At 64.1% G+C, this 26,054-nt stretch carries 24 protein-coding genes and 1 tRNA gene; 14 read left to right on the forward strand and 11 right to left on the reverse strand.

The window, feature by feature from the left end:
- Window positions 1–63: 63 nt before the first annotated feature.
- The 4 genes from pabB to RAC97_RS11065 all read right to left on the reverse strand — a co-directional run bounded on the left by pabB (window position 64) and on the right by RAC97_RS11065 (window position 4,588).
- Window positions 64–1,407 (reverse strand): aminodeoxychorismate synthase component I, encoded by a 1,344-nt coding sequence (pabB, locus tag RAC97_RS11050; protein WP_375100800.1) that lies wholly within the window; start codon window positions 1,405–1,407, stop codon window positions 64–66.
- 123 nt (window positions 1,408–1,530) lie between these two features.
- Window positions 1,531–2,511 (reverse strand): alpha-L-glutamate ligase-like protein, encoded by a 981-nt coding sequence (locus tag RAC97_RS11055; RefSeq protein ID WP_375100801.1) that lies wholly within the window; start codon window positions 2,509–2,511, stop codon window positions 1,531–1,533.
- Window positions 2,511–4,046 carry an inactive transglutaminase family protein gene (locus RAC97_RS11060; protein ID WP_375100802.1) on the reverse strand — a complete coding sequence of 512 codons (1,536 nt, stop codon included), beginning with the start codon at window positions 4,044–4,046 and terminating at the stop codon, window positions 2,511–2,513. Before RAC97_RS11060 ends, RAC97_RS11055 begins: the two co-directional genes overlap by 1 nt.
- A gap of 5 nt (window positions 4,047–4,051) precedes the next feature.
- On the reverse strand, window positions 4,052–4,588 hold the full coding sequence (locus tag RAC97_RS11065) for an ATP-dependent zinc protease (RefSeq protein WP_375100803.1): 537 nt from the start codon (window positions 4,586–4,588) through the stop codon (window positions 4,052–4,054).
- Window positions 4,589–4,863: 275 nt separating this feature from the next.
- Between RAC97_RS11065 and RAC97_RS11070 the strand changes: the two genes are divergently transcribed.
- The 5 genes from RAC97_RS11070 (at window position 4,864) to prpF (ending at window position 11,655) form a co-directional block, all read left to right on the forward strand.
- On the forward strand, window positions 4,864–5,580 hold the full coding sequence (locus RAC97_RS11070) for a GntR family transcriptional regulator (protein ID WP_375100804.1): 717 nt from the start codon (window positions 4,864–4,866) through the stop codon (window positions 5,578–5,580).
- Window positions 5,577–6,467, forward strand: a complete 891-nt coding sequence (gene prpB / locus RAC97_RS11075) for a methylisocitrate lyase (RefSeq protein WP_375100805.1) — start codon at window positions 5,577–5,579, stop codon at window positions 6,465–6,467. The genes RAC97_RS11070 and prpB overlap by 4 nt, the downstream gene beginning before the upstream one ends.
- Before the next feature lie 72 nt (window positions 6,468–6,539).
- On the forward strand, window positions 6,540–7,667 hold the full coding sequence (gene prpC, locus RAC97_RS11080; RefSeq protein ID WP_375100806.1) for a 2-methylcitrate synthase: 1,128 nt from the start codon (window positions 6,540–6,542) through the stop codon (window positions 7,665–7,667).
- A 75-nt stretch (window positions 7,668–7,742) separates the two neighbouring features.
- Complete coding sequence (gene acnD / locus RAC97_RS11085; RefSeq protein WP_375100807.1) at window positions 7,743–10,331, forward strand: Fe/S-dependent 2-methylisocitrate dehydratase AcnD; 2,589 nt, start codon at window positions 7,743–7,745, stop codon at window positions 10,329–10,331.
- 133 nt (window positions 10,332–10,464) lie between these two features.
- Window positions 10,465–11,655 carry a 2-methylaconitate cis-trans isomerase PrpF gene (prpF, locus tag RAC97_RS11090; protein WP_375100808.1) on the forward strand — a complete coding sequence of 397 codons (1,191 nt, stop codon included), beginning with the start codon at window positions 10,465–10,467 and terminating at the stop codon, window positions 11,653–11,655.
- Between the two features lie 80 nt (window positions 11,656–11,735).
- Here prpF and acnB read toward each other — a convergent pair whose 3' ends face one another.
- Window positions 11,736–14,345: a bifunctional aconitate hydratase 2/2-methylisocitrate dehydratase gene (acnB, locus tag RAC97_RS11095; RefSeq protein WP_375100831.1), complete on the reverse strand. Its 2,610-nt coding sequence runs from the start codon at window positions 14,343–14,345 to the stop codon at window positions 11,736–11,738.
- 404 nt (window positions 14,346–14,749) lie between these two features.
- On the opposite strand from acnB, the gene RAC97_RS11100 reads away from it, so the two are divergent.
- Window positions 14,750–15,217 carry a DUF1289 domain-containing protein gene (locus tag RAC97_RS11100; RefSeq protein WP_375100832.1) on the forward strand — a complete coding sequence of 156 codons (468 nt, stop codon included), beginning with the start codon at window positions 14,750–14,752 and terminating at the stop codon, window positions 15,215–15,217.
- Between the two features lie 92 nt (window positions 15,218–15,309).
- On the opposite strand, the gene queD is transcribed toward RAC97_RS11100, so the two are convergent.
- From queD to RAC97_RS11115, 3 genes are all read right to left on the reverse strand, one after another.
- The gene (gene queD / locus RAC97_RS11105) at window positions 15,310–15,666 is read right to left on the reverse strand and encodes a 6-carboxytetrahydropterin synthase QueD (RefSeq protein WP_375100809.1); all 357 of its coding nucleotides are present in this window, start codon (window positions 15,664–15,666) and stop codon (window positions 15,310–15,312) included.
- Window positions 15,667–15,729: 63 nt separating this feature from the next.
- Window positions 15,730–15,891, reverse strand: coding sequence for an AlpA family phage regulatory protein (locus RAC97_RS11110; protein WP_375100810.1), 162 nt, complete (start codon window positions 15,889–15,891; stop codon window positions 15,730–15,732).
- The gene (locus tag RAC97_RS11115) at window positions 15,882–16,226 is read right to left on the reverse strand and encodes a MerR family transcriptional regulator (protein ID WP_375100811.1); all 345 of its coding nucleotides are present in this window, start codon (window positions 16,224–16,226) and stop codon (window positions 15,882–15,884) included. The genes RAC97_RS11110 and RAC97_RS11115 overlap by 10 nt, the downstream gene beginning before the upstream one ends.
- 114 nt (window positions 16,227–16,340) lie before the next feature.
- Here RAC97_RS11115 and RAC97_RS11120 point away from each other — a divergent pair, with 114 nt between their 5' ends.
- Window positions 16,341–17,249 carry an alpha/beta fold hydrolase gene (locus RAC97_RS11120; protein ID WP_375100812.1) on the forward strand — a complete coding sequence of 303 codons (909 nt, stop codon included), beginning with the start codon at window positions 16,341–16,343 and terminating at the stop codon, window positions 17,247–17,249.
- A 16-nt stretch (window positions 17,250–17,265) separates the two neighbouring features.
- On the opposite strand, the gene RAC97_RS11125 is transcribed toward RAC97_RS11120, so the two are convergent.
- Entirely contained in the window at window positions 17,266–18,345 is a 1,080-nt protein-coding gene (locus tag RAC97_RS11125) for a patatin-like phospholipase family protein (RefSeq protein ID WP_375100813.1), read from the reverse strand.
- Between the two features lie 149 nt (window positions 18,346–18,494).
- Between RAC97_RS11125 and RAC97_RS11130 the strand changes: the two genes are divergently transcribed.
- From RAC97_RS11130 to RAC97_RS11150, 5 genes are all read left to right on the forward strand, one after another.
- Window positions 18,495–18,803: a PepSY domain-containing protein gene (locus RAC97_RS11130; RefSeq protein ID WP_375100814.1), complete on the forward strand. Its 309-nt coding sequence runs from the start codon at window positions 18,495–18,497 to the stop codon at window positions 18,801–18,803.
- The gene (locus tag RAC97_RS11135) at window positions 18,803–19,117 is read left to right on the forward strand and encodes a PepSY domain-containing protein (protein ID WP_375100815.1); all 315 of its coding nucleotides are present in this window, start codon (window positions 18,803–18,805) and stop codon (window positions 19,115–19,117) included. Before RAC97_RS11130 ends, RAC97_RS11135 begins: the two co-directional genes overlap by 1 nt.
- The gene (locus RAC97_RS11140; protein WP_375100816.1) at window positions 19,118–19,786 is read left to right on the forward strand and encodes a response regulator transcription factor; all 669 of its coding nucleotides are present in this window, start codon (window positions 19,118–19,120) and stop codon (window positions 19,784–19,786) included.
- The gene (locus RAC97_RS11145) at window positions 19,783–21,102 is read left to right on the forward strand and encodes a sensor histidine kinase (RefSeq protein ID WP_375100817.1); all 1,320 of its coding nucleotides are present in this window, start codon (window positions 19,783–19,785) and stop codon (window positions 21,100–21,102) included. Before RAC97_RS11140 ends, RAC97_RS11145 begins: the two co-directional genes overlap by 4 nt.
- A 211-nt stretch (window positions 21,103–21,313) precedes the next feature.
- Window positions 21,314–22,471 carry an HPP family protein gene (locus RAC97_RS11150; RefSeq protein ID WP_375100818.1) on the forward strand — a complete coding sequence of 386 codons (1,158 nt, stop codon included), beginning with the start codon at window positions 21,314–21,316 and terminating at the stop codon, window positions 22,469–22,471.
- On the opposite strand, the gene RAC97_RS11155 is transcribed toward RAC97_RS11150, so the two are convergent.
- Window positions 22,445–23,311, reverse strand: coding sequence for a LysR family transcriptional regulator (locus tag RAC97_RS11155; protein ID WP_375100819.1), 867 nt, complete (start codon window positions 23,309–23,311; stop codon window positions 22,445–22,447). The two genes, RAC97_RS11150 and RAC97_RS11155, sit on opposite strands and share 27 nt — an antisense overlap.
- Before the next feature lie 172 nt (window positions 23,312–23,483).
- Here RAC97_RS11155 and RAC97_RS11160 point away from each other — a divergent pair, with 172 nt between their 5' ends.
- Window positions 23,484–25,373 (forward strand): propionyl-CoA synthetase, encoded by a 1,890-nt coding sequence (locus tag RAC97_RS11160; protein ID WP_375100820.1) that lies wholly within the window; start codon window positions 23,484–23,486, stop codon window positions 25,371–25,373.
- A gap of 9 nt (window positions 25,374–25,382) precedes the next feature.
- On the opposite strand, the gene RAC97_RS11165 is transcribed toward RAC97_RS11160, so the two are convergent.
- Window positions 25,383–25,640, reverse strand: a complete 258-nt coding sequence (locus RAC97_RS11165) for a YdcH family protein (RefSeq protein ID WP_375100821.1) — start codon at window positions 25,638–25,640, stop codon at window positions 25,383–25,385.
- Window positions 25,641–25,973: 333 nt separating this feature from the next.
- Here RAC97_RS11165 and RAC97_RS11170 point away from each other — a divergent pair.
- Window positions 25,974–26,048, forward strand: a tRNA-Gln gene (locus tag RAC97_RS11170).
- Window positions 26,049–26,054 lie beyond the last annotated feature (6 nt).

Below are 26,054 nucleotides of genomic sequence, written 5' to 3' on the forward strand. Positions count from 1 at the left end.
TGCGCTCGTAATGCTGCGATGGTAACAAAAAATGCCAAGGTAGACGCTGTGCCCGTGCCGGGCTCAGAGGCTTTGCAGCGTCTGCATCAGCACCCGCACCTTGGCGATCGACTCTTCGTATTCCGCTTCCCACTGGGAATCTGCCACCACCGCGCCGCCTCCCCAGCAGCACACCTGGCCATCCTTGACCAGCAGGCTGCGGATGGCGATGGAGCTGTCCATCTCGCCACGCACGTCCACATATAGCAGCGACCCGCAATACAGGGCCCTGCGCGTGGGCTCCAGCTCGTCGATGATCTGCATCGCGCGGATCTTCGGCGCGCCGGTGATCGAGCCGCCGGGGAAGCTGCCGGCGATCAGGTCCAGGGCGTCCTTGTTCGCCGCCAGTTGGCCGGTCACGCTGCTGACCAGGTGGTGCACATTCGGGTAGCTCTCCAGGCTGAACAGCTCTGGCACCTTCACCGAGCCGACTTCGCAACTGCGCCCCAGGTCGTTGCGCAGCAGGTCGACGATCATCAGGTTTTCCGAACGGTCCTTGGGGCTGGCGAGCAGTTCGGTGGCGTTGCGAGCATCCTCGGCTGGGTCTGCGGCGCGCGGGCGGGTGCCCTTGATCGGGCGGGTTTCCACGCGTCCCTGGCTGACCTGGATGAAGCGCTCCGGGGAAAAACTCAGCAGCGCGCTGCCGTCGGCCAGTTGCTGGAAGCCCGAGAACGGGGTTGGGCATGCCTGGCGCAGGGCCTGGTAGGCGTGCCAGGGGTCGCCCTGGCAGGGGGCACGGAAGCGCTGGGTGAGGTTGATCTGGTAGCAGTCGCCAGCGTGGATGTAGCGCTGCACCTGGTCGAAGGCTGCCTGGTATTGCGCGGGCTGAAGGTCGCCGCGCATCGGCGCGAGCAAGGCGAAGTGGCTGTGTGGCTCGGCGTGTGTTGTCTTGAACAGCTGTACCAGGCGTTCGCGTTCGGTGTTGGGAAGGCTGGGGTGAAAGACCAATTGGGTGGTGCGCAGGTGATGGTCGCTGACCAATGCCCAGGCGTAGAGCCCAAGCAAGGCGTCCGGCAGGAGAAGATCGTCGCTGGCGTGTTCTGGCAGTTGCTCCAGGCGCCGGCCGAAATCGTAGCTGAGGTAACCTATCAGCCCACCGGCAAAGGGCAGCTCCAGGCCTTCGGGCAGGTCGGCATGGCCAAGGCTATCGAGAGCCACGCGCAAACGGTGCAGGTACGCCGTGCCGCTTTCCCCGTCGCTTGCCTGGAACTGCTGCAGCGGCCAGGCGCTGAGCAGATCGAAGCGTCCGCGCTCGGCAACCGGGCGGGCGCTGTCCAGCAGGATTGCGCCTGGGGCTCGGCGCAGGCGGCTGAAATACAGCGCGGGGTCGGCTTGGTAGGGCAGGGGGTGCAGCGTACAGGTCGGCATGCGCGTGGACGGTGATGACAAAGCGAGGAGGGCGATTGTAGACCTGTGCGGTAAATGCGCCTAGCACTGGGGGCGACATTCGGATGCCGGTGCGGGACTTGGGCCGCTGCGCGGCCCTGTCCGTCAGACTGTGTGGACGTGGCCGAACAGGCCCTGGGCGACTTTCACCCGCTGCTCGACGCTTTCGCTGGCGCCGTCCTTGGCCAGCGCCTCGAGGTGCGCCTCGATGGCGTGGGTGCGTTGGGTCAGGCCGCAGTCGTTGGCGATCTGGATGTTCAGGCCAGGGCGGGCGTTGAGTTCGAGAATCAACGGGCCCTTGTCCTGGTCCAGCACCATGTCCACGCCGATGTAACCCAGGCCGCACAGCTCGTAGCAGCTGGCGGCAAGCTTCATGAAGCCATCCCAGTTCGGCAACTGCACGCCATCCACCGCGTTGGTGGTATCGGGGTGCTTGCTGATGATCCTGTTCAGCCAGGTGCCGCGCAGGGTCAGGCCGGTGGCCAGGTCCACGCCCACGCCGATGGCGCCCTGGTGCAGGTTGGCCTTGCCGCCGGACTGACGGGTCGGCAGGCGCAGCATGGCCATGACCGGGTAGCCCATCAGCACGATGATGCGGATATCCGGCACGCCTTCGTAACTGATGCTCTTGAAGATCTGGTCCGGGGTCACGCGGTATTCGATCAGTGCGCGGTCGCGGTGGCCGCCCAGCGAATACAGGCCGGTGAGGATGCTGGAGACCTGGTGCTCGATTTCCTCGTGGCTGATGATCTTGCCGGACACCGTACGGTAGCGATCCTCGAAGCGGTCGGCGATCACCAGGATGCCGTCACCGCCAGCACCCTGGGCCGGCTTGATGACGAAGTCGCTGCGCCCGCCGATGATTTCGTCGAGCTTCTCGATCTGCTTCTCGGTCTCGATGATGCCGTACATCTCCGGCACATGGATGCCGGCGGCCAGCGCACGCTCCTTGGTGATGATCTTGTCGTCGACGATCGGGTACAGGTGGCGCTTGTTGTACTTCAGTACGTAGTCCGCGTTGCGCCGGTTGATACCCATGATGCCCCGGGCCTCCAGGGCTTTCCACGTCTTGATCAGTCCGAACATCAGGCGTCAGCCTTCTTCAGGAATGCCTTGAAGCGCACGAGCTCGGTCAGGCGGTAGCCGCGGTAGCGACCCATCGCCAGCATGAAGCCCACCAGGATCAGCAGTACCGCCGGGAAGGTGAAGACGAAGTACACCGCTTCCGGCACGGTCATCAGCAGGTGCGCGATAGAGGCGGCGAACAGGGTACCGACCGCCACTTTCATGGCATGGCCACCGCCGCGCTCTTCCCAGGTGATCGACAGGCGCTCGATGGTCATGGTCAGGATCACCATCGGGAACAGCGCTACCGACAGCCCGCGCTCGAGGCCCAGCTTGTGGCTGAACAGGCTGATGGTGGCGATCAGCACCACGACGAAGGTCAGGACCACCGACAGGCGCGGCAGCATCTGCAGCTTCAGGTGCTCGAGGTAGGAGCGCAGCGACAGGCCCAGGGCCGTGATCACCGTGAACAGGATGATGCCGAAGCCCAGTTGGGTTTCACGGAACGCCAGGGCGATCAGTACCGGGGTGAAGGTGCCGAGGGTCTGAATGCCGATCAGGTTGCGCAGCACCAGAATCACCAGTACGCCGATCGGGATCATCACCATGATCATGAAGGTCTGCTGGGTTTGCAGCGGCAGGCCGTACAGCGAGTATTCGAGGAAGTCCGCGTCGGTGTTCTCGTCGGTCAGCTTGGCCAGGCGGATGGCGTTCATCTCGCTGTTGTTCATGCTGAAGGTGACCGTGGCCTTCCGGCCGCCATCGACAGTGATCAGGCTTTCATCGCCCGACCACCACAGCAGGCGGTCGTTGGGCAAGCCCTGCTCGCCGGTCTCCGGGTTGAAGTACAGCCAGTCGTTGCCATTGAAGCTGCGCAGCCACAGCTCCGGGTTCTGCGGGGTGTCGGCGACCAGGCGAATGGTGTGGACCTTCTCCATCGGCACGTGGGCGATCGACAGCAACAGGTCGATGACCTTGGCCTTGTTCATCGGCGAAGCGTCGCCTGCCAGCAGCAACTTGACGTTGTCGTCATTGAGGTTGTTGACGCGCTTGATGGTTTCGCTGACAAAGGTCTCGACGTCGGCCGAGTGCTGGCGGATGGGCGCCATCAGCGCTTCGGCGGCGATCTTCTCGGGGCCCTCGACCGCGAGGCTGTCACGGAAGGTCGGACCCTTGATCTTGACCTTCTCGGTGCTATAGCGCTTGGTCAGCACCAGGCGGTAGTACAGGGTCTGGTTGCCGGTGGCGCGGCGTGCCGACCAGGTCACCTTGCGGTTGCCGTCGGCGCGGTTGACGCTGACACCGTAGTTGTTGGAGATGAAGCTCTCGTTGAGGCTGACGTAGTCCCGGCTCAGCGGCGGAACGAACATCTGGATCTTGACCGGGTCCTTGGCGTTGGCGACGAACTCGACCTTGGCGTCGATGTTCCACAGGTCGTCGGTCTCGTCTTCGGTCACCGGGATGCCGAGGATGAAGATCTGGTAGCAGGTGACCGTCACGCCCAGCAGCACCAGGATGGTGATCAGGACTTTCAGGTGGAGGGTAAGAGAGCGCATCGGGATTACTCTACTTTGGTAGCTTCGGTGGCACAGGCGGGTTTGCCGGCCGCGTATTTGAGGCTTGGGTCGACCAGCGCGTCGAAGTGCTTGAGCGCCTCGGAGCCGATCAGCAGCGGGAACTGGAACGAGCTGCGGTCGGTGAGGTTGACTTCGATGGTGCGCAGGGCTCGGCCCATGCAGATGTTCAGTTCGATGACCGGTCGGGCGGTGTACGCCTTGCCTTGCTCGGGGTCGTAGTCGCCGGCGCGGCGCTTGATCTTGCTGACCCGCGCCAGGGGGCGCTCGATGGGGTGCGAGTGCGCGGCGTCGACGGCCAGGTAGAAGCGTACCCAGCTTTCGCCATTGCGCTTGAAGCGCTTGATGTCGCGGGCACTCAGGGAGGCGGTCTTGGCGCCGGTGTCGAGCTTGGCCGCGAGTTCCAGGTCGAGGTCGGCCAGGCGTGCGTACTCGTTGAGGCCGTACACGGTCTTTTCCGCCGCATGGCCCAGGGCCGGCAGCAGGGGAAGGCAAAACAGCAATGAATAAAGCGTGGGTCTCATAGTCCTGGCGCGGTGCTTGTGGGGTTCAAGGCAGGGCGCAAGCGCCTCGTTCATCTGTCGACAGCATAAGTTGATGACAGCCACGCTATCCGTATTCCGTGGGAAGCGCGGCATTCTATCACGCCAACAGGCCTACGCCAGCGCGCCGGGTTCAGACAACGGCAGTATGGGCGAGTTCGTTATTAGACAATTGTCGACAATGTTGTTTTTGTCTTTGACTTGATACCTCTGTTTAGCTAGTTTCTGCGCTATCGATTCTGAAGGTGTCGACAATCATGTTGGACATTTCGCCCTCCCTGCCTCCTGTTGCAGACGAAACCGAAACCCTTTCGGAAAATGTCTTCCGGCGCATCCAGGCGGCCATCGTCAAAGGGGAAATCGCCCCCGGCAGCAAGATCTCCGAGCCGGAACTGGCACGCACCTATGGCATCAGCCGTGGCCCGCTGCGCGAGGCCATCCATCGCCTCGAGGGCCAGCGCCTGCTGGTGCGGGTGCCGCATGTCGGGGCGCGGGTGGTGTCGCTGAACCATGCCGAGCTGGTGGAGCTTTACGAGATCCGCGAGTCGCTGGAGGGCATGGCCTGTCGCCTGGCCGCCGAGCGTATGAGCGTAGCCGAGATCGACGAACTGCGCCGGGTGCTGGACACCCACGAGCGCGATGCGGCCTTCCAGGCGGGCGTTGGCTACTACCAGCAGGAGGGGGACTACGATTTCCACTACCGGATCATCCAGGGCAGTGGCAACCAGACCCTGGTGAAGATGCTGTGCGGCGAGCTGTACCAGCTGGTGCGCATGTACCGTCTGCAGTTCTCCGCCACGCCCAACCGGCCACGCCAGGCTTTCGCCGAGCACCACCGAATTCTCGACGCCATCGCCGAGCGCGACGGCGAGCTTGCCGAACTCCTGATGCGCCGACACATCGGCGCGTCCAAGCGCAATATCGAGCGCCATTACCAAAGCGCCGACAACAATAGCCCACGAGGTGATTCATGACGTTGAAGAGCACGCCCGGCCAGCGTTTCCGTGACGCGGTCGCTGCCGAACATCCGTTGCAAGTGGTTGGCGCGATCAATGCCAACCATGCCTTGCTGGCCCAGCGCGCCGGCTTCAAGGCCATCTACCTCTCCGGCGGCGGCGTTGCCGCAGGTTCCCTGGGCCTGCCGGACCTGGGCATCAGCAACCTCGACGACGTGCTCACCGATGTGCGGCGCATCACCGATGTGTGCGACCTGCCGCTGCTGGTGGATGTCGACACCGGGTTCGGCGCCTCGGCCTTCAACGTCGCCCGTACCGTACGCTCCATGAGCAAGTTCGGCGCGGCGGCGATCCACATCGAGGACCAGGTCGGCGCCAAGCGCTGCGGCCACCGCCCCAACAAGGAAATCGTCTCGCAGCAGGAGATGGTCGACCGCATCAAGGCTGCGGTGGACGCCCGTACCGACGGCAGTTTCGTCATCATGGCGCGCACCGATGCGCTGGCCGTCGAGGGTCTGAACGCTGCGCTGGACCGCGCTGCCGCCTTCATCGAGGCCGGGGCCGACATGCTGTTCCCGGAAGCGATCACCGAGCTGGCCATGTACAAGACCTTCGCCGACCGGGTGAAGGCGCCGATCCTGGCGAATATCACCGAGTTCGGTGCCACGCCGCTGTACACCACCGAGGAGCTTGCCTCGGTCGACGTGTCCCTGGTGCTGTACCCGCTGTCGGCATTCCGCGCCATGAACAAGGCCGCCGAGAACGTCTATACCACCCTGCGCCGCGATGGCACGCAGAAGAACGTGATCGACACCATGCAGACCCGCATGGAGTTGTACGACGCCATTGGCTACCACGCCTTCGAGCAGAAGCTCGATGCACTGTTCGCGCAGAAGAAAGGCTGAACCCCCTGCCGCACAGCTACCCCGAATTAGCCAGAAAGACTTCATAACAAGTTCAAGAAAGGAGAAACCCTCATGGCCGAAGCAAAAGTACTCAGTGGCGCTGGCCTGCGTGGCCAGGTGGCCGGGCAGACCGCTCTGTCCACCGTAGGTCAGGCCGGTGCCGGCCTGACCTACCGGGGCTACGACGTGCGCGACCTGGCCGCCAGCGCCGAGTTCGAGGAAGTGGCCTACCTGCTGCTGTACGGTGAGCTGCCGAGTCAGGCCGAGCTTGCCGACTACAAGCACAAGCTCAAGGGCTTGCGTAACCTGCCGCAGGCGCTCAAGGAAGTGCTCGAGCGTATTCCCCGCGATGCCCACCCGATGGATGTGATGCGCACCGGCTGCTCGGTACTCGGCACCCTGGAGCCGGAACTGACCTTCGAGGCCCAGCGCGACAAGACCGACCGCCTGCTGGCCTTGTTCCCGGCGATCATGTGCTACTGGTACCGCTTCACCCACCACGGCGTGCGTATCGATGGCAACAGCGACGAGGACACCCTGGGCGGGCACTTCCTGCACCTGTTGCATGGCAAGAAGCCGAGCGCGCTGCACGTGAAGGTGATGAACGTCTCGCTGATTCTCTACGCCGAGCACGAGTTCAACGCCTCGACCTTCACCGCGCGGGTCTGCGCCTCGACCCTGTCGGACCTGTACTCCTGCGTCACCGCGGCCATCGGCTCGCTGCGCGGCCCGCTGCATGGCGGCGCCAACGAGGCGGCGATGGAACTGATCGAGCGCTTCCAGAGCCCGCAGGAGGCAGTGACCGAACTGCTGGCGATGCTCGAGCGCAAGGACAAGATCATGGGCTTCGGCCATGCCATCTATAAGGAGTCCGACCCGCGCAACGAGGTGATCAAGGGCTGGGCCAAGCAGTTGGCCGATGAGGCGGGCGACAAGGTGCTGTACCCGGTGTCCGAGGCCATCGACAAGACCATGTGGGAGCAGAAGCGCCTGTTCCCCAACGCCGACTTCTACCATGCCTCGGCTTACCACTTCATGGGCATCCCGACCAAGCTGTTCACCCCGATCTTCGTCTGCTCGCGCCTGACCGGCTGGGCCGCGCACGTGTTCGAGCAGCGCGCCAACAACCGCATCATCCGCCCGAGTGCCGAGTACACCGGGGTGGAGCAGCGTCAGTTCGTGCCGATCGAGCGGCGCTGAATCGAAGTAGAGAGGCCCCCCGTTTCCCCTGTGGATGCGGGGGAGCTTTCCGAACCCTGTGACCGAGCCTGAATGATGAACACTGCATACCGCAAACCCCTGCCAGGCACCGGCCTGGACTTCTTCGATGCCCGCGAGGCGGTCGAGGCGATCGCGCCTGGCGCCTATGATGGCCTGCCCTATACCTCCCGCGTCCTGGCCGAGAACCTGGTGCGTCGCTGCGACCCGGCCACCCTCGACGCCTCGCTGGGGCAACTGATCGAGCGCAAGCGCGACCTGGACTTCCCCTGGTTCCCGGCCCGTGTGGTGTGCCATGACATCCTTGGCCAGACCGCCCTGGTCGACCTCGCCGGCCTGCGTGATGCCATTGCCGACAAAGGCGGCGACCCGGCCCAGGTCAACCCCGTGGTGCCGGTGCAATTGATCGTCGACCACTCGCTGGCCGTGGAATGTGGTGGCTTCGACCCGCAGGCGTTCGAAAAGAACCGCGCTATCGAGGACCGTCGCAACGAAGACCGTTTCCACTTCATCAACTGGACCAAGCAGGCGTTCAAGAACGTCGATGTGATCCAGCCCGGCAACGGCATCATGCACCAGATCAACCTGGAGAAAATGTCGCCGGTGATCCACGCCGAACGTGGCCTGGCCTACCCGGACACCTGTGTCGGCACCGACAGCCACACCCCGCACGTCGATGCCCTGGGGGTGATCGCCATCGGCGTCGGTGGCCTGGAAGCCGAGAACGTCATGCTCGGCCGGGCTTCGTGGATGCGCCTGCCGGAGATCGTCGGTGTCGAGCTGACCGGCAAGCTGGCTGCGGGCATCACCGCCACCGACCTGGTGCTGGCCCTGACTGAATTCCTGCGCAAGCAGAAAGTGGTGGGTGCGTACCTCGAGTTTCATGGCGAAGGCGCCCGCGCCCTGACCCTGGGCGACCGTGCGACCATTTCCAACATGGCCCCGGAATACGGCGCCACGGCGGCGATGTTCGCCATCGACCAGCAAACCCTCGACTACTTGCGCCTGACCGGCCGTGACGAGCAACAGGTCAGGCTGGTGGAAACCTACGCCAAGACAGCCGGCCTTTGGGCTGACAGCCTGGCCCAGGCCGAATACGAACGCACCCTGAGCTTCGACCTGTCGAGCGTGGTGCGCAACATGGCCGGCCCCTCCAACCCCCACGCCCGTGTGGCCACCAGCGACCTGGCGGCCAAGGGCATCGCCGGAGCCTGGGAAGAGGTGCCGGGACAAATGCCCGACGGCGCGGTCATCATCGCCGCCATTACCAGTTGCACCAACACCAGCAACCCGCGCAACGTGATCGCTGCTGGCTTGATCGCACGAAACGCCAACCGCCTGGGGCTGGTGCGCAAGCCATGGGTCAAGTCGTCCCTGGCGCCTGGCTCCAAGGCCGTGCAGTTGTACCTCAAGGAAGCGGGGCTGGAGCAGGAGCTGGAACAGCTGGGCTTTGGGATCGTCGCCTTTGCCTGCACCACCTGCAATGGCATGTCTGGCGCGCTGGACCCGGTGATCCAGCAGGAAATCATCGACCGCGACCTGTACGCCACCGCCGTGCTTTCGGGCAACCGCAACTTCGACGGACGCATCCACCCCTATGCCAAGCAGGCCTTTCTGGCCTCGCCGCCGCTGGTCGTGGCCTATGCCATCGCAGGCACCATTCGCTTCGATATCGAGAAGGATGTGCTGGGTGTGGTCGAGGGCAGGGAAATCCGCCTCAAGGACATCTGGCCGAGCGACGAAGAGATCGATGCGGTGGTGCGTGCCTCGGTCAAGCCCGAGCAATTCCGCCAGGTGTACATTCCGATGTTCGCCATCGAGGAGCACACCGGGCCGAAGGTAGCGCCGCTGTACGAATGGCGTCCCATGAGTACCTACATCCGGCGTCCACCCTACTGGGAAGGCGCCCTGGCCGGCGAGCGCACCCTGCGCGGCATGCGTCCGCTGGCAGTGCTGCCGGACAACATCACCACCGACCACCTGTCGCCGTCCAACGCCATCATGCTCGACAGCGCCGCTGGCGAGTACCTGGCGAAGATGGGCCTGCCGGAAGAAGACTTCAATTCATACGCCACCCACCGCGGCGATCACCTGACCGCGCAGCGCGCCACCTTCGCCAACCCCAAGCTGTTCAACGAGATGGTGCGCAAGGACGATGGCAGCGTGAAGCAGGGGTCGCTCGCGCGCATCGAGCCGGAAGGCAAGGTGACGCGCATGTGGGAGGCGATCGAGACCTACATGCAGCGTAAGCAGCCGCTGATCATCGTGGCCGGCGCCGACTATGGGCAGGGGTCGTCCCGCGACTGGGCAGCCAAGGGAGTGCGCCTGGCAGGGGTCGAGGCGATCGTCGCCGAAGGCTTCGAGCGAATCCACCGTACCAACCTGATCGGCATGGGCGTGCTGCCGCTGGAGTTCAAGCCGGGCACCACGCGCCTGACCCTGGGCCTGGATGGCAGCGAAACCTACGACGTGGTGGGCGCGCGCACGCCACGGGCGACCTTGACGCTGGTGGTGACGCGGCGCAATGGCGAGCGTGTCGAGGTGCCGGTGACCTGCCGCCTGGACACTGCCGAAGAGGTTTCGATCTACGAGGCGGGCGGGGTGCTGCAGCGCTTCGCCCAGGACTTCCTCGAGGCGACTGCCTAGCTGGAAACGGCGCGGACCCTGTAGGAGCGGGCTTGCCCGCGAAAGCGATCGACAAGATTGCTCAGGTGTCCGTGCTGACACATCCGCGGGCAAGCCCGCTCCTACACAGATCGGTGTCACACAGGACCGAGCCATGAGCCATGTTCCCCAGATAAGAATCCCCGCCACCTACATCCGTGGTGGCACCAGCAAGGGCGTGTTCTTCCGCCTGCAGGACCTCCCCGAGCGCGCTCGGCAACCCGGCCCGGCACGCGATGCCTTGCTGTTGCGCGTAATCGGTAGCCCCGACCCCTACGCCAAGCAGATCGACGGCATGGGCGGTGCTACCTCCAGCACCAGCAAGACCGTGATTCTTGCGGCCAGCACGCGGCCAGGGCATGACGTCGACTACCTGTTCGGCCAGGTGTCGATCGACAAGGCCTTCGTCGACTGGAGCGGCAACTGTGGCAACCTGTCGGCTGCGGTCGGCTCGTTCGCCATCGCCAGCGGCCTGGTCGATCCGGCGCGTATCCCGCAGGACGGCATCGCCACCGTGCGTATCTGGCAGGCCAACATCGGCAAGACCATCGTCGCCCATGTGCCGATCACCGGTGGCGAGGTGCAGGAAACGGGCGATTTCGAACTGGACGGGGTGACCTTCCCGGCGGCAGAGGTGCAGTTGGAGTTTGTCGATCCGGCTGCCGACGAGGGCGACGGTGGCGGGGCGATGTTCCCCACCGGCAACCTGGTCGACGACCTGGAGGTACCGGGTGTGGGCACTTTCAAGGCCACGATGATCAACGCCGGCATCCCGACCATCTTCATCAACGCTGCCGACATCGGCTACACCGGTACCGAACTGCAGGACGCGATCAATGGCGACGTCGAAGCGCTGGCACGTTTCGAGACCATTCGCGCCTATGGCGCGGTGCGCATGGGGCTGATCGAACAGGTCGACGATGCTGCCAGGCGTCAGCACACGCCGAAGGTCGCTTTCGTCGCGCCGCCTTCGGCCTATGTTGCGTCCAGTGGCAAGGCGGTGGCGGCGGCGGATATCGATCTGTTGGTGCGAGCGCTGTCCATGGGCAAGCTGCATCACGCGATGATGGGCACGGCAGCGGTGGCGATCGGTACGGCGGCGGCTATTCCCGGCACGTTGGTAAACCTGGCGGCCGGTGGTGGCGAGCGTAGCGCGGTGCGGTTCGGGCACCCGTCCGGCACCTTGCGGGTCGGGGCCGAGGCGCGTCAGGTGAATGGCGAATGGACCGTCACCAAGGCGATCATGAGCCGTAGCGCCAGGGTACTGATGGAAGGGTGGGTGAGGGTGCCAGGGGATTGTTTCTAGTCACCCGGCCTGTTCGCGAAGGCGACAAAAAAGCCCCGGTATCGCTACCGGGGCTTTTCATTTACTGCCTACGACTCAGCTTACGCCTGGACCACCGGGATCTTGGCGTTGGCTGCCGCTTCGCGGAACTCGGCGATCTGGTCGAAGCTCAGGTAGCGGTAGACGTCGGCAGCCATGCTGTCGATGTTCTTCGCGTACTCCATGTACTCCTCGACGGTCGGCAGCTTGCCGATGATCGAAGCCACAGCAGCGAGCTCGGCCGAGGCCAGGTACACGTTGGTGGCATCGCCCAGGCGGTTCGGGAAGTTGCGGGTGGAGGTGGAAACCACGGTCGAACCGGTCTGCACACGTGCCTGGTTACCCATGCACAGCGAGCAGCCTGGCATCTCCATGCGCGCACCGGCCTTGCCGTAGATGCCGTAGTAGCCTTCTTCGGTCAGCTGGTGGGCGTCCATCTTGGTTGGCGGGGCCAGCCACAGACGGGTCGGGATACCGCCCTTGACCTTGTCCAGCAGCTTGCCGGCGGCGCGGAAGTGACCGATGTTGGTCATGCACGAGCCGATGAACACTTCATCGATCTTCTCGCCCTGTACCGAGGACAGCAGGCGGGCATCGTCCGGGTCGTTCGGCGCGCAGAGCACAGGCTCCTTGACGTCGGCCAGGTCGATTTCGATGATTTCGGCGTATTCGGCATCGGCGTCGGCCGACAGCAGCTGAGGGTTGGCCAGCCAGGCTTCCATCGCCTGGGCGCGGCGCTCCATGGTGCGCGCATCGCCGTAGCCTTCGCTGATCATCCAGCGCAGCAGGGTGATGTTCGACTGCAGGTATTCGGCAATGGCCTTTTCCGGCAGCTTGATGGTGCAGCCAGCGGCAGAGCGCTCGGCCGAGGCGTCGGACAGCTCGAAGGCTTGCTCGACGGTCAGGTCGTTCAGGCCTTCGATTTCCAGGATGCGGCCGGAGAAGGCGTTCTTCTTGCCCTTCTTCTCGACGGTCAGCAGGCCTTGCTGGATGGCGTAGTAAGGGATGGCATGGACCAGGTCACGCAGGGTGATGCCCGGTTGCAGCTTGCCCTTGAAACGCACCAGTACCGACTCCGGCATGTCCAGCGGCATGACGCCGGTGGCAGCGGCGAAGGCGACCAGACCGGAGCCGGCCGGGAACGAGATGCCGATCGGGAAGCGGGTGTGCGAGTCGCCGCCGGTGCCGACGGTGTCAGGCAGCAGCATGCGGTTCAGCCAGCTGTGGATGATGCCGTCGCCTGGGCGCAGGGACACGCCGCCACGGGTGCGGATGAAATCCGGCAGGGTGTGGTGGGTGTTGACGTCGATCGGCTTCGGATAAGCCGCGGTGTGGCAGAACGACTGCATGACCAGGTCGGCGGAGAAGCCCAGGCAGGCCAGGTCTTTCAGCTCGTCACGGGTCATCGGGCCGGTGGTGTCCTGGGAGCCGACGGTGGTCATCTTCGGCTCGCAGTAGGCACCTGGGCGAACGCCTTGGCCTTCTGGCAGGCCGCAAGCACGGCCAACCATCTTCTGCGCCAGGGTGAAGCCCTTGCCGGTGTCGGCAGGCTGCTCTGGCTTCTTGAACAGGTCCGAAGCACCCAGGCCCAGTTCGGCGCGGGCTTTTTCGGTCAGGCCACGGCCGACGATCAGCGGGATACGTCCGCCAGCGCGGACTTCGTCCAGCAATACTTCGGTCTTCAGCTCGAAGTTGGTGACCAGCTCGTCGCTGCCGTTGCGGCGCACTTCGCCTTTGAACGGGTAGACGTCGATGACGTCGCCCATGGCCAGGTTGGTGCAGTCGAATTCGATCGGCAGGGCGCCGGCGTCTTCCATGGTGTTGTAGAAGATCGGGGCGATCTTGGTGCCGAAGCAGAAGCCACCGGCGCGCTTGTTCGGCACATACGGAATGTCGTCGCCAAAGAACCACAGCACCGAGTTGGTGGCGGATTTACGCGAGGAACCGGTACCGACCACGTCACCGACGTAGGCGACTGGGTGGCCCTTGGCCTTGACCGCTTCGATCTGTGCCAGCGGGCCGACCGAACCAGGCTGCGAAGGCTCGATGCCGTCGCGGGCCATCTTCAGCATGGCCAGTGCGTGCAGCGGGATGTCAGGGCGCGACCAGGCATCCGGGGCAGGGGACAGGTCGTCGGTGTTGGTTTCGCCAGGCACCTTGAACACGGTCAGGGTGTATTTCTCGGCGATGGCAGGGCGGGCGGTGAACCACTCGCCGGCCGCCCAGGACTCCAGCACGGCCTTGGCGTGGACGTTGCCGGCCTTGGCTTTCTCGGCCACGTCATGGAAGGCATCGAACATCAGCAGGGTGTGCTTGAGCTGGTCGGCCGCGACGGCGCCGAGCTCGGCGTCGTCCAGCAGCGCGACCAGGGTCTCGATGTTGTAGCCGCCCTGCATGGTGCCCAGCAGCTCGGTGGCGCGCTTGCGGTCGATCAGTGGGGACTTGGCTTCGCCCTTGGCGACGGCAGAGAGGAAGGCAGCCTTGACGTAGGCGGCTTCGTCGACTCCCGGCGGAACGCGGTTGGTGATCAGGTCTACGAGGAAGGCTTCTTCGCCGGCCGGCGGGTTTTTCAGCAGCTCGACCAGGCCTGCGGTTTGTTCGGCGTTCAGCGGCTGGGGCACGATACCCAGAGCGGCACGCTCTTCGATGTGTTTGCGGTAGGCTTCAAGCACAGTTATTACCCTCATCAGTGGTCCCTAAAGGGAGTCCGGGACGCTTATCCAGCATTCCCATGCACCTATGCGCAGTGACGGCTTTGTGGGCCGCACAGCCAGGGTCGCAGGGAATCCTTACAGAAGCTGCTTTCAAAGTTTTACGCCTGTAGAACGGGGCGTTGATGAGGGGTTGGCCAGGCCTGCAGGGTGCAGAGCCCGAACCAACACCGTTCTACCGGATCAACTGTGCTCGTGACGCTTTGAAAACAGCTTCCAACGGACATTGGTGCCTCGAAAAGGCGGGTTGATTCTACGGCAAAAAAAGCCGGAAGGTAAGGCAGCGCGCACGACTTTAACGAGTGACCGTGGTTAGACAAAGGGCTAACATGGGCCCGTGTTCCACCGCCAAGCCGTTGTTTTTCATGTCCAACCAGTCCATCAAGACCCCTTGCGTCGGCCTCTGCTCCACGGTGTATGGAGATTTGGTGTGCCGTGGCTGCAAGCGTTTCCACCACGAGGTGATCCACTGGAACGGCTACGACGACGAGCAGAAGCGCGCCGTATGGCTGCGCCTCGAGCAATTGCTGGTGCAGGTGATGATGGCCAAGCTGGAAGTGTTCGATAAAGACCTGCTGCGCCAGCAACTGGAGCAGCGTTCCATCCGCTTCGTCGCGCACCAGTCGGAGTATTGCTGGGCGTACCAGCTGATTGCCCGTGGGGCCCGGATGATCCGCGACCTGGAAGCCTACGGCATGGCGCTGCTGCCGGAGTTTCGCGACTGGGAGCTGCCGCAGTTGCGCGATGCCATCGACCGCGAGTTCTTCCTGCTGTCCGAAGCCCACTATCAGCGCTACATCGCCCCGGCGTTCCTCAAGGGCGAGTTGCGATAGGGCGCCTTCCCTCTGCGCAACGCCACTCGTCACCCGCATTGCCTCGTCATCCATCGACGAGCCTCAGCGCTGGCTGCTGTGAGGCGGTGCTGTCAGTCGCCTGTGTATTCGCAGCCGCTGGTGCAGGTTTCGTGGATGCGCACCTTCGACAGCTCCGGCAGCAGTGGCTTGACCTGCTCCCAGATCCACTTGGCGATCACTTCGCTGGTGGGGTTCTCAAGGCCGGGGATGTCGTTCAGGTAGTTGTGGTCCAGACGATCGTAGATCGGCTTGAAGATCGCCTTGACCTCGGCGAAGTCGCGGATCCAGCCGGTGTGCGGGTCGAGCGGGCCGGTGAGGTGCAGGGCGACCTTGAACGAGTGGCCGTGCAGGCGGCCGCATTTGTGTCCGGCCGGGACGTTGGGCAGCCGGTGGGCCGATTCGAAAGTAAATTCCTTGAAGATTTCCACACGTGGACCTGTAAAGCTGGTGGGAGATGGGCTTGAGCGGAAATTGGCGTTTCAATGTACTGCTCAGTGTGCCGTTTGGTCGTCTGGGGCGAGAAAGGTCATCCACTGAGTGATGTCCGACTGGAGCCAGGCGACCGAATTGGGTCCTATCTTACCCTGTTTTGGGAATGTGCCTTCAGGGATTCTGCGATAGACGGTGTTCCGACCGATGCCGGTCACTTGCACACCGCTAGCATCTTGCGCAACCGCATGCGTCGCTGTTCAAGCTCTTGGATCTGTCGCTCGATGGACGCAAGCCTTTTGCGCTGCACTTGCGTTGTCTCAGGGCATGCCGCCGCCCCTTCGATCATCTTCATGCAGTCGGGAAACCCTCGGATTTCGGCCAGACTGAAGCCTGCCGCAATCAATCGCTGGATTTGGCGAACTTGCGTGATGGCCGATGCGGGGAACAAGCGATAGCCGTTCTCGGCGCGTGCACAGGACAGCAGCCCGTTATCGTCGTAGTGCCGGATCGAGCGCAGACTCGCCCCCGTCTTGCGGGCAAGTTCGCCGATGGACATGGAGGCTTGTGTAGTGGTTTTAGACATGAACGGACGATAGCACTCTTGCGCTTGACACTCACATTAATGTGAAGGTCGAGACTGGGGTCTTCTCGAACCCAGGAGTGTTGATTCATGTCGCTACCGAAGATTCATGCTGCGCTTGGCGCGTTGCTCGTGTCCCTTGCATTGCTGGTCACATCACCCGCCGTGCTTGCCGATACCAAGGAATACACCGTCACCGCACCCGATGGCGTGGTGTTGGCTGTGCAGGAGACTGGCGATCCAAACGGCACCCCCATCATCTTTATTCATGGGTTGCTTGGCAGCCGGTTGAACTGGAGCAAGCAATTGCTTGATCCCCAACTCCAGCACCATCGTTTGATTACCTACGATCTGCGCGGCCACGGCCTGTCCGCCAAGCCAGTGCAGGCGCAGGCATACACCGATGGGCGCCGGTGGGCTGATGACTTGGCCGCGGTGATCGAGTCCACCCGTGCACGCAAGCCCGTGCTTGTCGGATGGTCATTGGGCGGCGCGGTGATATCGAACTACCTGGCCTTCCACGGCGATGACGACATCGCTGGCGCGGTGTATGTCGATGGTGTGATCGAGTTGAAACCCGACCAGATCGTGTCGCATCCCAAGGTTTATCAAGATATGGTCGCTTCGGACTTGAAGACTCACCTGGATGGCGAACGCGCTTTTCTGCGCCTGTGCTTCCATCGCCAGCCCGATGCAACTACGTTCGACCTGCTGCTGGCCAACGCCGCATTGGCATCATCGGACATGCAGCGCTCCGTGCAGTCGATGACGGTTGCCGCAGCGCAAGGACTTGGCAGGACGCAGGTTCCCTTGCTGATGATCTATGGCGCCCAGGATGCACTTGTGAAAGCCAAACCTGCTATCGCCAGAGCCAAGAGCCTAAACCCCAACGTGCAAAGCACGCTGTACTCGGCATCTGGGCACGCACCGTTCCTCGAAGAGCCTGATCGCTTCAATCGCGATCTTTTGGCGTTCATCCACAAGGCTGTCCCGCATTGATCCACCAACATGGCCGCTACAAGGGTTGCAGCCGTTCGTGCAGGCGCCCGGTGGTGATCAGCTCGAGCAACTCGTCGCCCAGGCGCTGGCTTTCGGCAATCGCCTTGTACCAGTAGCGCCGGCGGCCGGGTGCATCGCCCATGAAACGCTTGAAGTCGTTGCGGTCTGGCAGCTTGCCGAAGGGCAGGGCCGCCAGGTACTGCGGCGAAGGCGTCATCAGCAGCACATTGTGCAGGCGCGTGGCGTCGCCACGGCGCCAGGGCAGGGCTTTGTCGAACCAGCCGGGCACCACCTTGTCGGTGAAGTGCGGGTACAGCACCAGGTCATCGCCTTGGTAAGGCAGGTCGAGGTGGTAGTCCAGCAGGCCGCCGTCGCGGTACGTACCCTGGCCAACGCCTGGGATGTCACGTACGCCATTCATCACCATCGGGATCGAGCCCGAGGCCAGCAACGCCTGGCGCAGGTTGCCCAGGCCCAGCGGCAGGCAGCGTGAAGGGAAGTCTGTGAGGGCACCCAGCGGCGGCGCGGCGCGCTCGTCGTGCAGGATGATGCGCTCGAAGTGCCGCGCCAGGCGTGGGCGCCCCAGCAGGTTGCTGGCCACCACCGAGGACAGGCCCATCCCTAGGCGACCGCGATGGTCGTGGGCGAGCTGGCCATGGCTTTTCACCACCAGCACATTCAGCCGGTAGTGCGGGTTGGCGAGGATCTGCCCGTCGCGCCCCTGCAGCAGGTCATCGAGCATGCGCAGGCAGCTTTGGCTGACCTCGTCCTGGGTCACACCCTTGGCGAAGTCCTGCTCGGTGTACAGCTCGCCGAGCAGACGCAGCCCGGCGACCGGGTCGTCGAGGCAAGCACTGGCGAAACGCCAGGAACCGATCGAGGCACCGATCAGCGCGCGCTGGCGTGGCGCCGACGGCAGCCACTGGCCGAACAGCGCCAGGTCAAGGCCCTGGATACCAAGGGGCTTGGGGCCGCCTGCCGCGCCGGGAAGCACGCCCACATCGATGGCACGCAGGCCGCGCTCGCGGATCTGTCCCATGGCACGGTGGCCGGCCTTGAAGGTCAGGGCAGGGTATTTGACGTGAATGGCGCTCATGGCAGACCTCTGAGGCTGAGCGGGGCATTATAGAGTGCAATCGCGGTCTCAGGCTGCGCTATCATCCGGCCAGTTGTTTTCAGGTTCAGTTAAGGGCGGGTGGATATCGTGAGCCCCGTAGACAACATTCATCTCGAGGGAGAGACCCCATGAAAACCCTGACCGCACTGTTCACCGCCGCAGCCCTCGCCCTGGGCGCCAATGCCGCCATGGCCAAGGACGTCCAGCCGGACGAAGTGGTAAAGCTGGTGAATGCCAAGACCATCAAGTCGCTGGATGAGCTCAAGGCCGCAGCCGTGGCCAAGCACCCCGGCGCCACCGTCACCGACTCCGAGCTCGAAGACGAGTACGGCCGCTACATCTACAAGGTCGAGCTGCGCGATTCGCAGAACGTCGAATGGGACGTGGACCTGGACGCCAAGACCGGTGAAGTCCTGAAGGACGAACGAGACAACTGATGAATGCCTTCTCGCGCATGGCGCACTGCCTGGCGCTAGCGCTGATGATCGTCTGTTCGCCGGCGATCGCTCGAGACTTGGACCAGGATGAAGCCCTTGAACTTCGGCAGAAGGGCGTCATCCTGCCTCTCGAACAGCTACTCGAAGCCGCCCTGGGACGTTACCCCGGGGCGCGCTTGCTGGAAGCGGAGCTTGAAGAAGACGACGACCGCTACGAGTACGAGGTCGAACTGCTGACCCCGGCCGGGGTGGTGCGCGAAATCAAGCTCGACGCCCGTACCGGGGCGCTGCTCAAAGATGAGGAAGACGACTGAATGCGCCTGTTGCTTGTCGAGGACAACGTCCCGCTGGCCGATGAACTGATCGGCGGGCTGCAACGCCAGGGCTATGCCGTGGACTGGCTGGCCGATGGCCGTGACGCGGTGTACCAGGGCCAGAGCGAGCCATACGACTTGATCATTCTCGACCTTGGCCTGCCCGGCGTGCCTGGCCTGGAAGTGCTGGGCCAGTGGCGCGCCGCCAACCTTGCGACCCCGGTGCTGATCCTTACTGCACGGGGTTCCTGGGCCGAGCGTATCGAGGGGCTTAAGGCTGGCGCCGACGACTACCTGACCAAGCCTTTCCACCCCGAGGAGCTGCAACTGCGTATCCAGTCGCTGCTGCGCCGCGCCCGTGGGCTGGCCAACCAGCCGCGTCTGGAGGCGGCCGGCTTGCACCTGGACGAGGGCCGCCAATGCGTGGTGCGCGACGGCGTCGATATCCAGCTGACGGCCGCCGAGTTCCGCCTGCTGCGCTATTTCATGCTGCACCCCCAGCAGGTGCTGTCCAAGAGTCACCTGGCCGAGCACTTGTACGACGGTGAAACCGAGCGCGATTCCAACGTGCTGGAAGTCCACGTCAATCACCTACGCCGCAAGCTTGGGCGCAGTGTGATCGAGACGCGCCGCGGACAGGGCTATGTGTACGCTGGGAGCACGGGGTGAAGTCGATCCAGGCGCGCCTGAGCCTGGGCCTGGTGGCAGTGTTGGTGGTGGTCGGCCTGGCGCTGGCGCAATTGACGCTGTTCCTGTTCGAGGTCGGCCTGCAGCGTTACCTCGAGGCAGGCCTGCGTAAGGAAAGCGAGAACCTGCTGGTGGCCCTGGTGCGCGGGCCCAATGGTTTGCAGCTGGACGAACGGCGCATTTCTTCGGCCTACCAGCGGCCTTTCTCCGGCTACTACTTTCGCATCGACTTCGAGCAGGGCACCTGGCGCTCGCGCTCGCTGTGGGACCTGAACATGCCCAAGCCTGAGCGTGTGGGGCTGGACGACGGCCACGAGCTTGGCCCGGAAGGGCAGCAGCTGCTGGCCTTCCGGGCTGACTACCGGCGTTTGGGGCAGGACCTGTCTATCAGCGTGGCGCAGGATTATTCCCCCGTGCGCGAAGGCTTCCGGCGCATGCAGCAGATCGGCCTGGGCCTGGGCCTGGTGGCGCTGGTGCTGGTGCTGGTGCTGCAACGCATCACCGTGACCCGCTCGCTACGACCGCTGGAGCGCGCCCGCCGGCAGATCGCCCAGTTGCAACAGGGCAAGCGCTCGCAACTCGATGCCGAGGTGCCCAGCGAGCTGCAACCGCTGGTCGACCAGGTCAACCACCTGCTGGCGCACACCGAGGACAGCCTGCGTCGCTCACGCAATGCACTGGGCAACCTGGGCCACGCGCTGAAGACGCCACTGGCGGTGTTGTTGAGCCTGGCGTCCAGCGACCGTCTGCGCGAGCTGCCTGAGGTGAGTGCACAGATGCGCGAGCAGCTCGAGCAGATCCAGCAGCGCCTGGCCCGCGAGCTCAACCGAGCGCGCCTGGCGGGCGATGCGCTGCCGGGCGCGCAGTTCGATTGCGACACCGAGCTGCCGGGGTTGCTGTCGACCCTGGGCATGATCCATGGCGAAGGCCTGCTGCTGACCCACGATGTGCCGGTCGGCCTGCAACTGCCGTGGGACCGCGAAGACCTGCTGGAGCTGCTCGGCAACCTGCTGGACAACGCCTGCAAATGGGCGGACGGCGAAGTGCGTCTGGGCATGGCCGACAGCGCCGGGGGCTACCAGCTGTGGGTCGATGACGACGGCCCGGGTATTCCCCAGGATGCTCGCCAGCAAGTGCTGGAGCGCGGCTCGCGGCTGGACGAGCAAGTCGATGGGCATGGCCTGGGGCTGGGCATCGTGCGCGACATCGTCGAGGCCTGGGGCGGATCGCTCGCGCTGCTGGATAGCCCACTGGGTGGGCTGCGGGTAAGCATCGAGCTGCCACGCAAAGGGCGCTGAGTCTTTTCATCCCGCCGCGCGCCACCCTCCAGCAAAAATATTGCAGTTCTGCCGCAGTTTTTTGAATTGGCCCTGAAACGGTGCGCGCTGCACAATCTGCGCCACGAAACCTCCGTGCTTCCAATCTCTCCTTTTGTAGGGAGTCCTTTAGCCCAGGCCGTGAAGGCTGGGCTTTCTTTTTCTGCTGAATCTACAAGGCTCGCCGACTCCAATGCCTGCTTCACGCTCTGAAGGCCGCTTGCAACGCTTGCTGCCAGCACCGCCGAACACCTCCCCGCGCGAATGGTTGCGCGCCAGTGTCGGGGCGCTGCTCGGCCTGTTTCTGGGAGGGTGGCTGTGCAGCCTGGCCTATGGCCCTGGCATCGCCCTGCACCTGCTTGGTCCACTGGCCGCCTCGGCGGTGTTGATGTTCGCCTTGCATTCCGCGCCCTTGGCGCAACCCTGGTCGGTACTGGGCAGCTACCTGTTGTCGTGCGTGGTGGGCCTGTGCATGCGCCAGTGGCTGGGGGCCGAGCTGTGGGTGGCCGCCGCTGCGCTGGCCATTTCCCTGGTGCTGATGTGCTTGCTGCGCTGCCTGCATCCGCCAGGCGGCGGTGTTGCGGTGACTGCCGTGCTGGCCGACAGCGGGCTGGTCGCAATGGGCGACCACCTGCTCGAGCCGGTCTTGCTCAACGCCTTGATCCTGGTCATGGCGGCGGTGCTGTACAACCGCCTGACCGGTGTGCGCTACCCCAAGGGCACGACGCCACGCCACAACCTGCACCACACCCACGACGTGCTTGCCAGCGCGCGCGTCGGCGTCAACGGCCAAGACCTGGACAAAGCTCTGGAAGACCTGGGCGAGTTCGTCGACGTCACCCGCGACGAACTCGAACGCATCATCCTGGCCACCGAGCAGCAGGCTCTGCGGCGCAGCCTGGGTGGTATCGGCGCGGCTGCGCTGATGTCTCGCGACGTGCAGTGCGCCTCGCCCGATACCACCCTGGACCAAGCCTGGAAGATGCTCGCCAGTCATCACTTGAACACCTTGCCGGTGCTTGAGCAGGGCCGCTTGGTGGGGATTGTCAGCCTGGCCGACCTGGTCGGCGCGGCGATGCAGCGTGGGCGCTTCAGCTGGCGCGGATGGTTCTCCCGCAAGCCAGTGCGCCTGGGGCAGGTGATGAGCCGGGAGGTGGTCAGCGTCAGCCGCGACTACCCCCTCGAGCGCCTCCTGCCTTTGCTCAGCGAACAGGGCCTGCATTGCCTGCCGGTGCTCGATGGCGACCGCCTGGTCGGTGTGGTCACCCAGACTGACCTGATCGCCGGCCTCAAGCGTCATCTGCTCAAGCGTGGCGTCCAGGCTTCAGGCGAGCGGATCCCAGCGCTGTGACCAGTCGCTGACACCGTCGGCCACCTGCTGGCGCAACACTGCCATGGCTTGCTGCAAGGCATGGCTGTCACGTTCACGGGCGTATACCAGGAAGGTCGGGTAGGTGAATTCCGGCGCTTGTGGCACCCGCTCCAGCACACCGCTGTCCAGGTAGGCCTGCACCACCCGCGTGCGGAAGTAGCCGCTGCCGCCCTGGTCGAGAATGAATTGCAAGGCCAGGGGGCCGAGGTTGAAGCTCAGCGCGGCGCGCGCGCAGTCGGGCAGGGCGGCGTCGTGCTGACGGCGAAAATCCTCGCCCCAGTCGATATAGATATAAGGGTCGGGCCGCTCGACACGGCGTATGCGAACCAGCTTTTCCTCCATCAGCTGCTCCACTTGCAAGCCCGGGCCATAGCTCGGCTGGTACACCAGCGCGGCATCCAGCAGGCCCTTTTCCACCTTGCGCAGCAACGACTCGCCGTCACTCACCTCCGTGCGAATGGTGTGGCCGGGTAGCGCCTGGTACAGGGCGCTGGCCCAGTCGAGCATCATCGGGTTGCCCAGGCTCACCTCGCCACCCAGCTGCAGCGCCTGGTGGCCCCCTGAAGGTAGCGGCAGGTCGCGGCGGGCGGCCTCCCAGGTCTGCACCAGCTGGTTGGCGTAAGGGATGAACGCTTCGCCGTTGCCGGTCAGGGTCACGCCGCTGCGGCTACGCACGAACAGTTGGCAGCCCAGTTGCTGCTCCAGGCGCTGCACCCGGGCGGAAATCGCCGTTTGGGTCACGAACAGGCGCTCGGCGGCGGCCACCAGGCTGCCGCAGCGCACGATTTCCAGGAAGGTACGGGCTTGATCGATGTCCATGCACGAATTCACAGGCGATAAGTTCGCACATTCTGTAGGACCGAGCGGGTTTCGCAAGAGAAGCATGCAAATTTGCAGGTCCGATAGGATTTTAGTCACCTGGCACGGCGCGTTTGCAGGTCCATACTCAAGGTTGCCCTTCAATAACAACAAATAGCGGGTTTCGATCGACATGACCTACCAGCACAGCTACGCCCACGCCATTGCCGACCCCGCCGCCTTCTGGGCCGCACAGGCCGAGCACCTGGCCTGGCAGCGCAAACCGTCCCAGACCCTGCAGGAAAACCCCGACGGCACCCACCGCTGGTTCGCCGATGGTCGCCTGAACAGTTGCCATCTGGCCCTGGACCATCAGATCGAACAGGGTCGCGGTGGGCAGACGGCGTTGATCTACGATTCACCCGTGACCGGCGTGCAGCAGCGCTTCACCTACGACCAGCTGCGCGACGAGGTGGCGCGCCTGGCTGGCCTGCTGCGCAGCCTTGGGGTGAATAAGGGCGATGGGGTGATCATCTACATGCCCATGGTGCCTCAGGCGGCCATGGCCATGCTCGCCTGTGCCCGGATCGGCGCGGTGCACTCGGTGGTGTTCGGGGGCTTCGCCGCCGTGGAACTGGCCGCCCGCATTGACGACGCGCGCCCGACGCTGCTGCTCACCGCTTCCTGCGGCCTGGAGTTCGACCGGGTCATCGAGTACAAGCCCCTGGTCGACCGCGCCTTGCAACTGGCCAAGCATCAGCCCAGGCAGGTGCTGGTGCTGCAACGCCCGCAGGTAGAGGCCAGCTTGCAGCCTGAACGCGACCTGGACTGGCAGCAAGCCTTGGCCGGTGCTGAGCCAGTGGCGCCGGTGACCCTCGATGCCGGCGACCCGCTGTACATCATGTACACCTCCGGCACCACCGGAAAACCCAAGGGTATCGTGCGCGAGAACGGCGGCAACGCCGTCGCCCTGTGCTACGCGATGCGCCATATCTATGGCATGCAGGCGGGCGATGTGTGGTGGGGTATTTCCGATGTCGGCTGGGTGGTCGGCCATTCGTTGATCGTCTACGGGCCGCTGATGAGTGGCTGTACCACGGTGTTCTACGAGGGCAAGCCGATACGCACGCCCGATGCCGGGGCCTACTGGCGGGTGGTCGAGCAGTACCGGGTCAATGGGCTGTTCTGCGCACCCACGGCGATGCGCGCGATCCGCAAGGAAGACCCCGAGGGCGAGTTGATTCGCCGTCACGATTTGAGCTCGCTGCGCCACCTGTTCCTGGCCGGCGAGAAGCTCGACTCCAGCACCCATGAGTGGCTGGAGAGCGTCACCGGCAAACCGGTGCACGACCATTGGTGGCAGACCGAGACCGGCTGGCCGGTAACCGCGCCCTGCGTCGGTCTGCCAGGCAGCGAGGCACGGCCAGGGTCGAGCAACCGCGCGGTGCCGGGCTACCACGTGCAGGTGCTGGATGACGATGGCCGACTGTTGGGAGCGAACCAGCAAGGGGCCATCGTCATCGCCCTGCCATTGCCACCGGGGTGCAGCCAGACCCTCTGGGGTGACCACGAGCGCTACGTGCAGGCCTACTTGCAGACTTACCCCGGCTATTACCACACCGGAGACGGCGGCTACCTGGACGACGACGGTTTCGTCTACATCATGGGCCGTACCGACGATGTGATTAACGTCTCCGGGCACCGCTTGTCCACCGGCGAGATGGAAGACCTGGTGGCCCGCCACCCGGCCGTGGCCGAATGCGCAGTCATAGGCGTGCACGATGCGATCAAGGGCCAGGTGCCGTTGGCGTTGGTAGTGGTCAAGGATGGCGAGGGTATCGGCGAGCAACAGTTGCAGGCGGAGCTGGCGGCCAATGTGCGCGAGCATATCGGTGCGTTGGCCTGTTTCAGCCGTGTACGGCGAGTCTCGCGTTTGCCCAAGACACGCTCGGGCAAGATCCTGCGGGCGGTGCTGCGCAAAATCGCCGACGGTCAGGCCTATGTGCCGCCGTCGACCCTGGATGACCCGGCGGTGCTGGTGGAGATCGAAGAGGTGTTGTCCGACCTGCCGCGTGCCGGGTGAGGCGGGAGGTCAGGCAGGGGTATCGGGCGCCTTGCGTTCCAGTTGCCGCTCGATCATGTACTTGACTGCCAGGCGCCGCTCCTTGAGGCGGTGCAGGTCATCGTCGCTGGCGATGCCGGCAGAGATGGCCTCGGCGGCGAGGATCTGGTTGTCGAGGTCGATGTAGTCATCGAGCAGCCGGTCCAGGGTCGGGTCCTGCTGGCGGCGTTGCTGGACGATTTCGCGAGGGTAGTGAAGGTCTTGGTAGAGGTCGTGGGAAACTGGCATGGAGCCCTCCTTGGGATGCTGATTGGGGTATCTGTTTGGAAGCTGCAATTCGCATTGTGTTGAGGTGGGGTGGGGGGAAAACGACGAATGGTCGTGGTGTCTGTTCCGGCCCTTTCGCGGGCAAGCCCGCTCCTACCGGCATAGCGCCGCGCATTGAAACAGGGGTGAACCTGTAGGAGCGGGCTTGCCCGCTGGGAGCCGGAGCACTCCCAACACTAACTTGCTGTTTTAAGGCAATTTTTTCAGCAAAGGGGTTCCCGACCCGGAAAAATGTTGTTAAAGTGCGGCCCATTCCGGCACAGCGGCATTTGCAGCTGACAGTGAATTCTTCACAGGGGCGTCGCCAAGCGGTAAGGCAGCAGGTTTTGATCCTGCCATGCGTTGGTTCGAATCCAGCCGCCCCTGCCATTTTCT

The organism is Pseudomonas sp. LS_2 (assembly GCF_042709235.1).
Lineage (GTDB): Bacteria > Pseudomonadota > Gammaproteobacteria > Pseudomonadales > Pseudomonadaceae > Aquipseudomonas.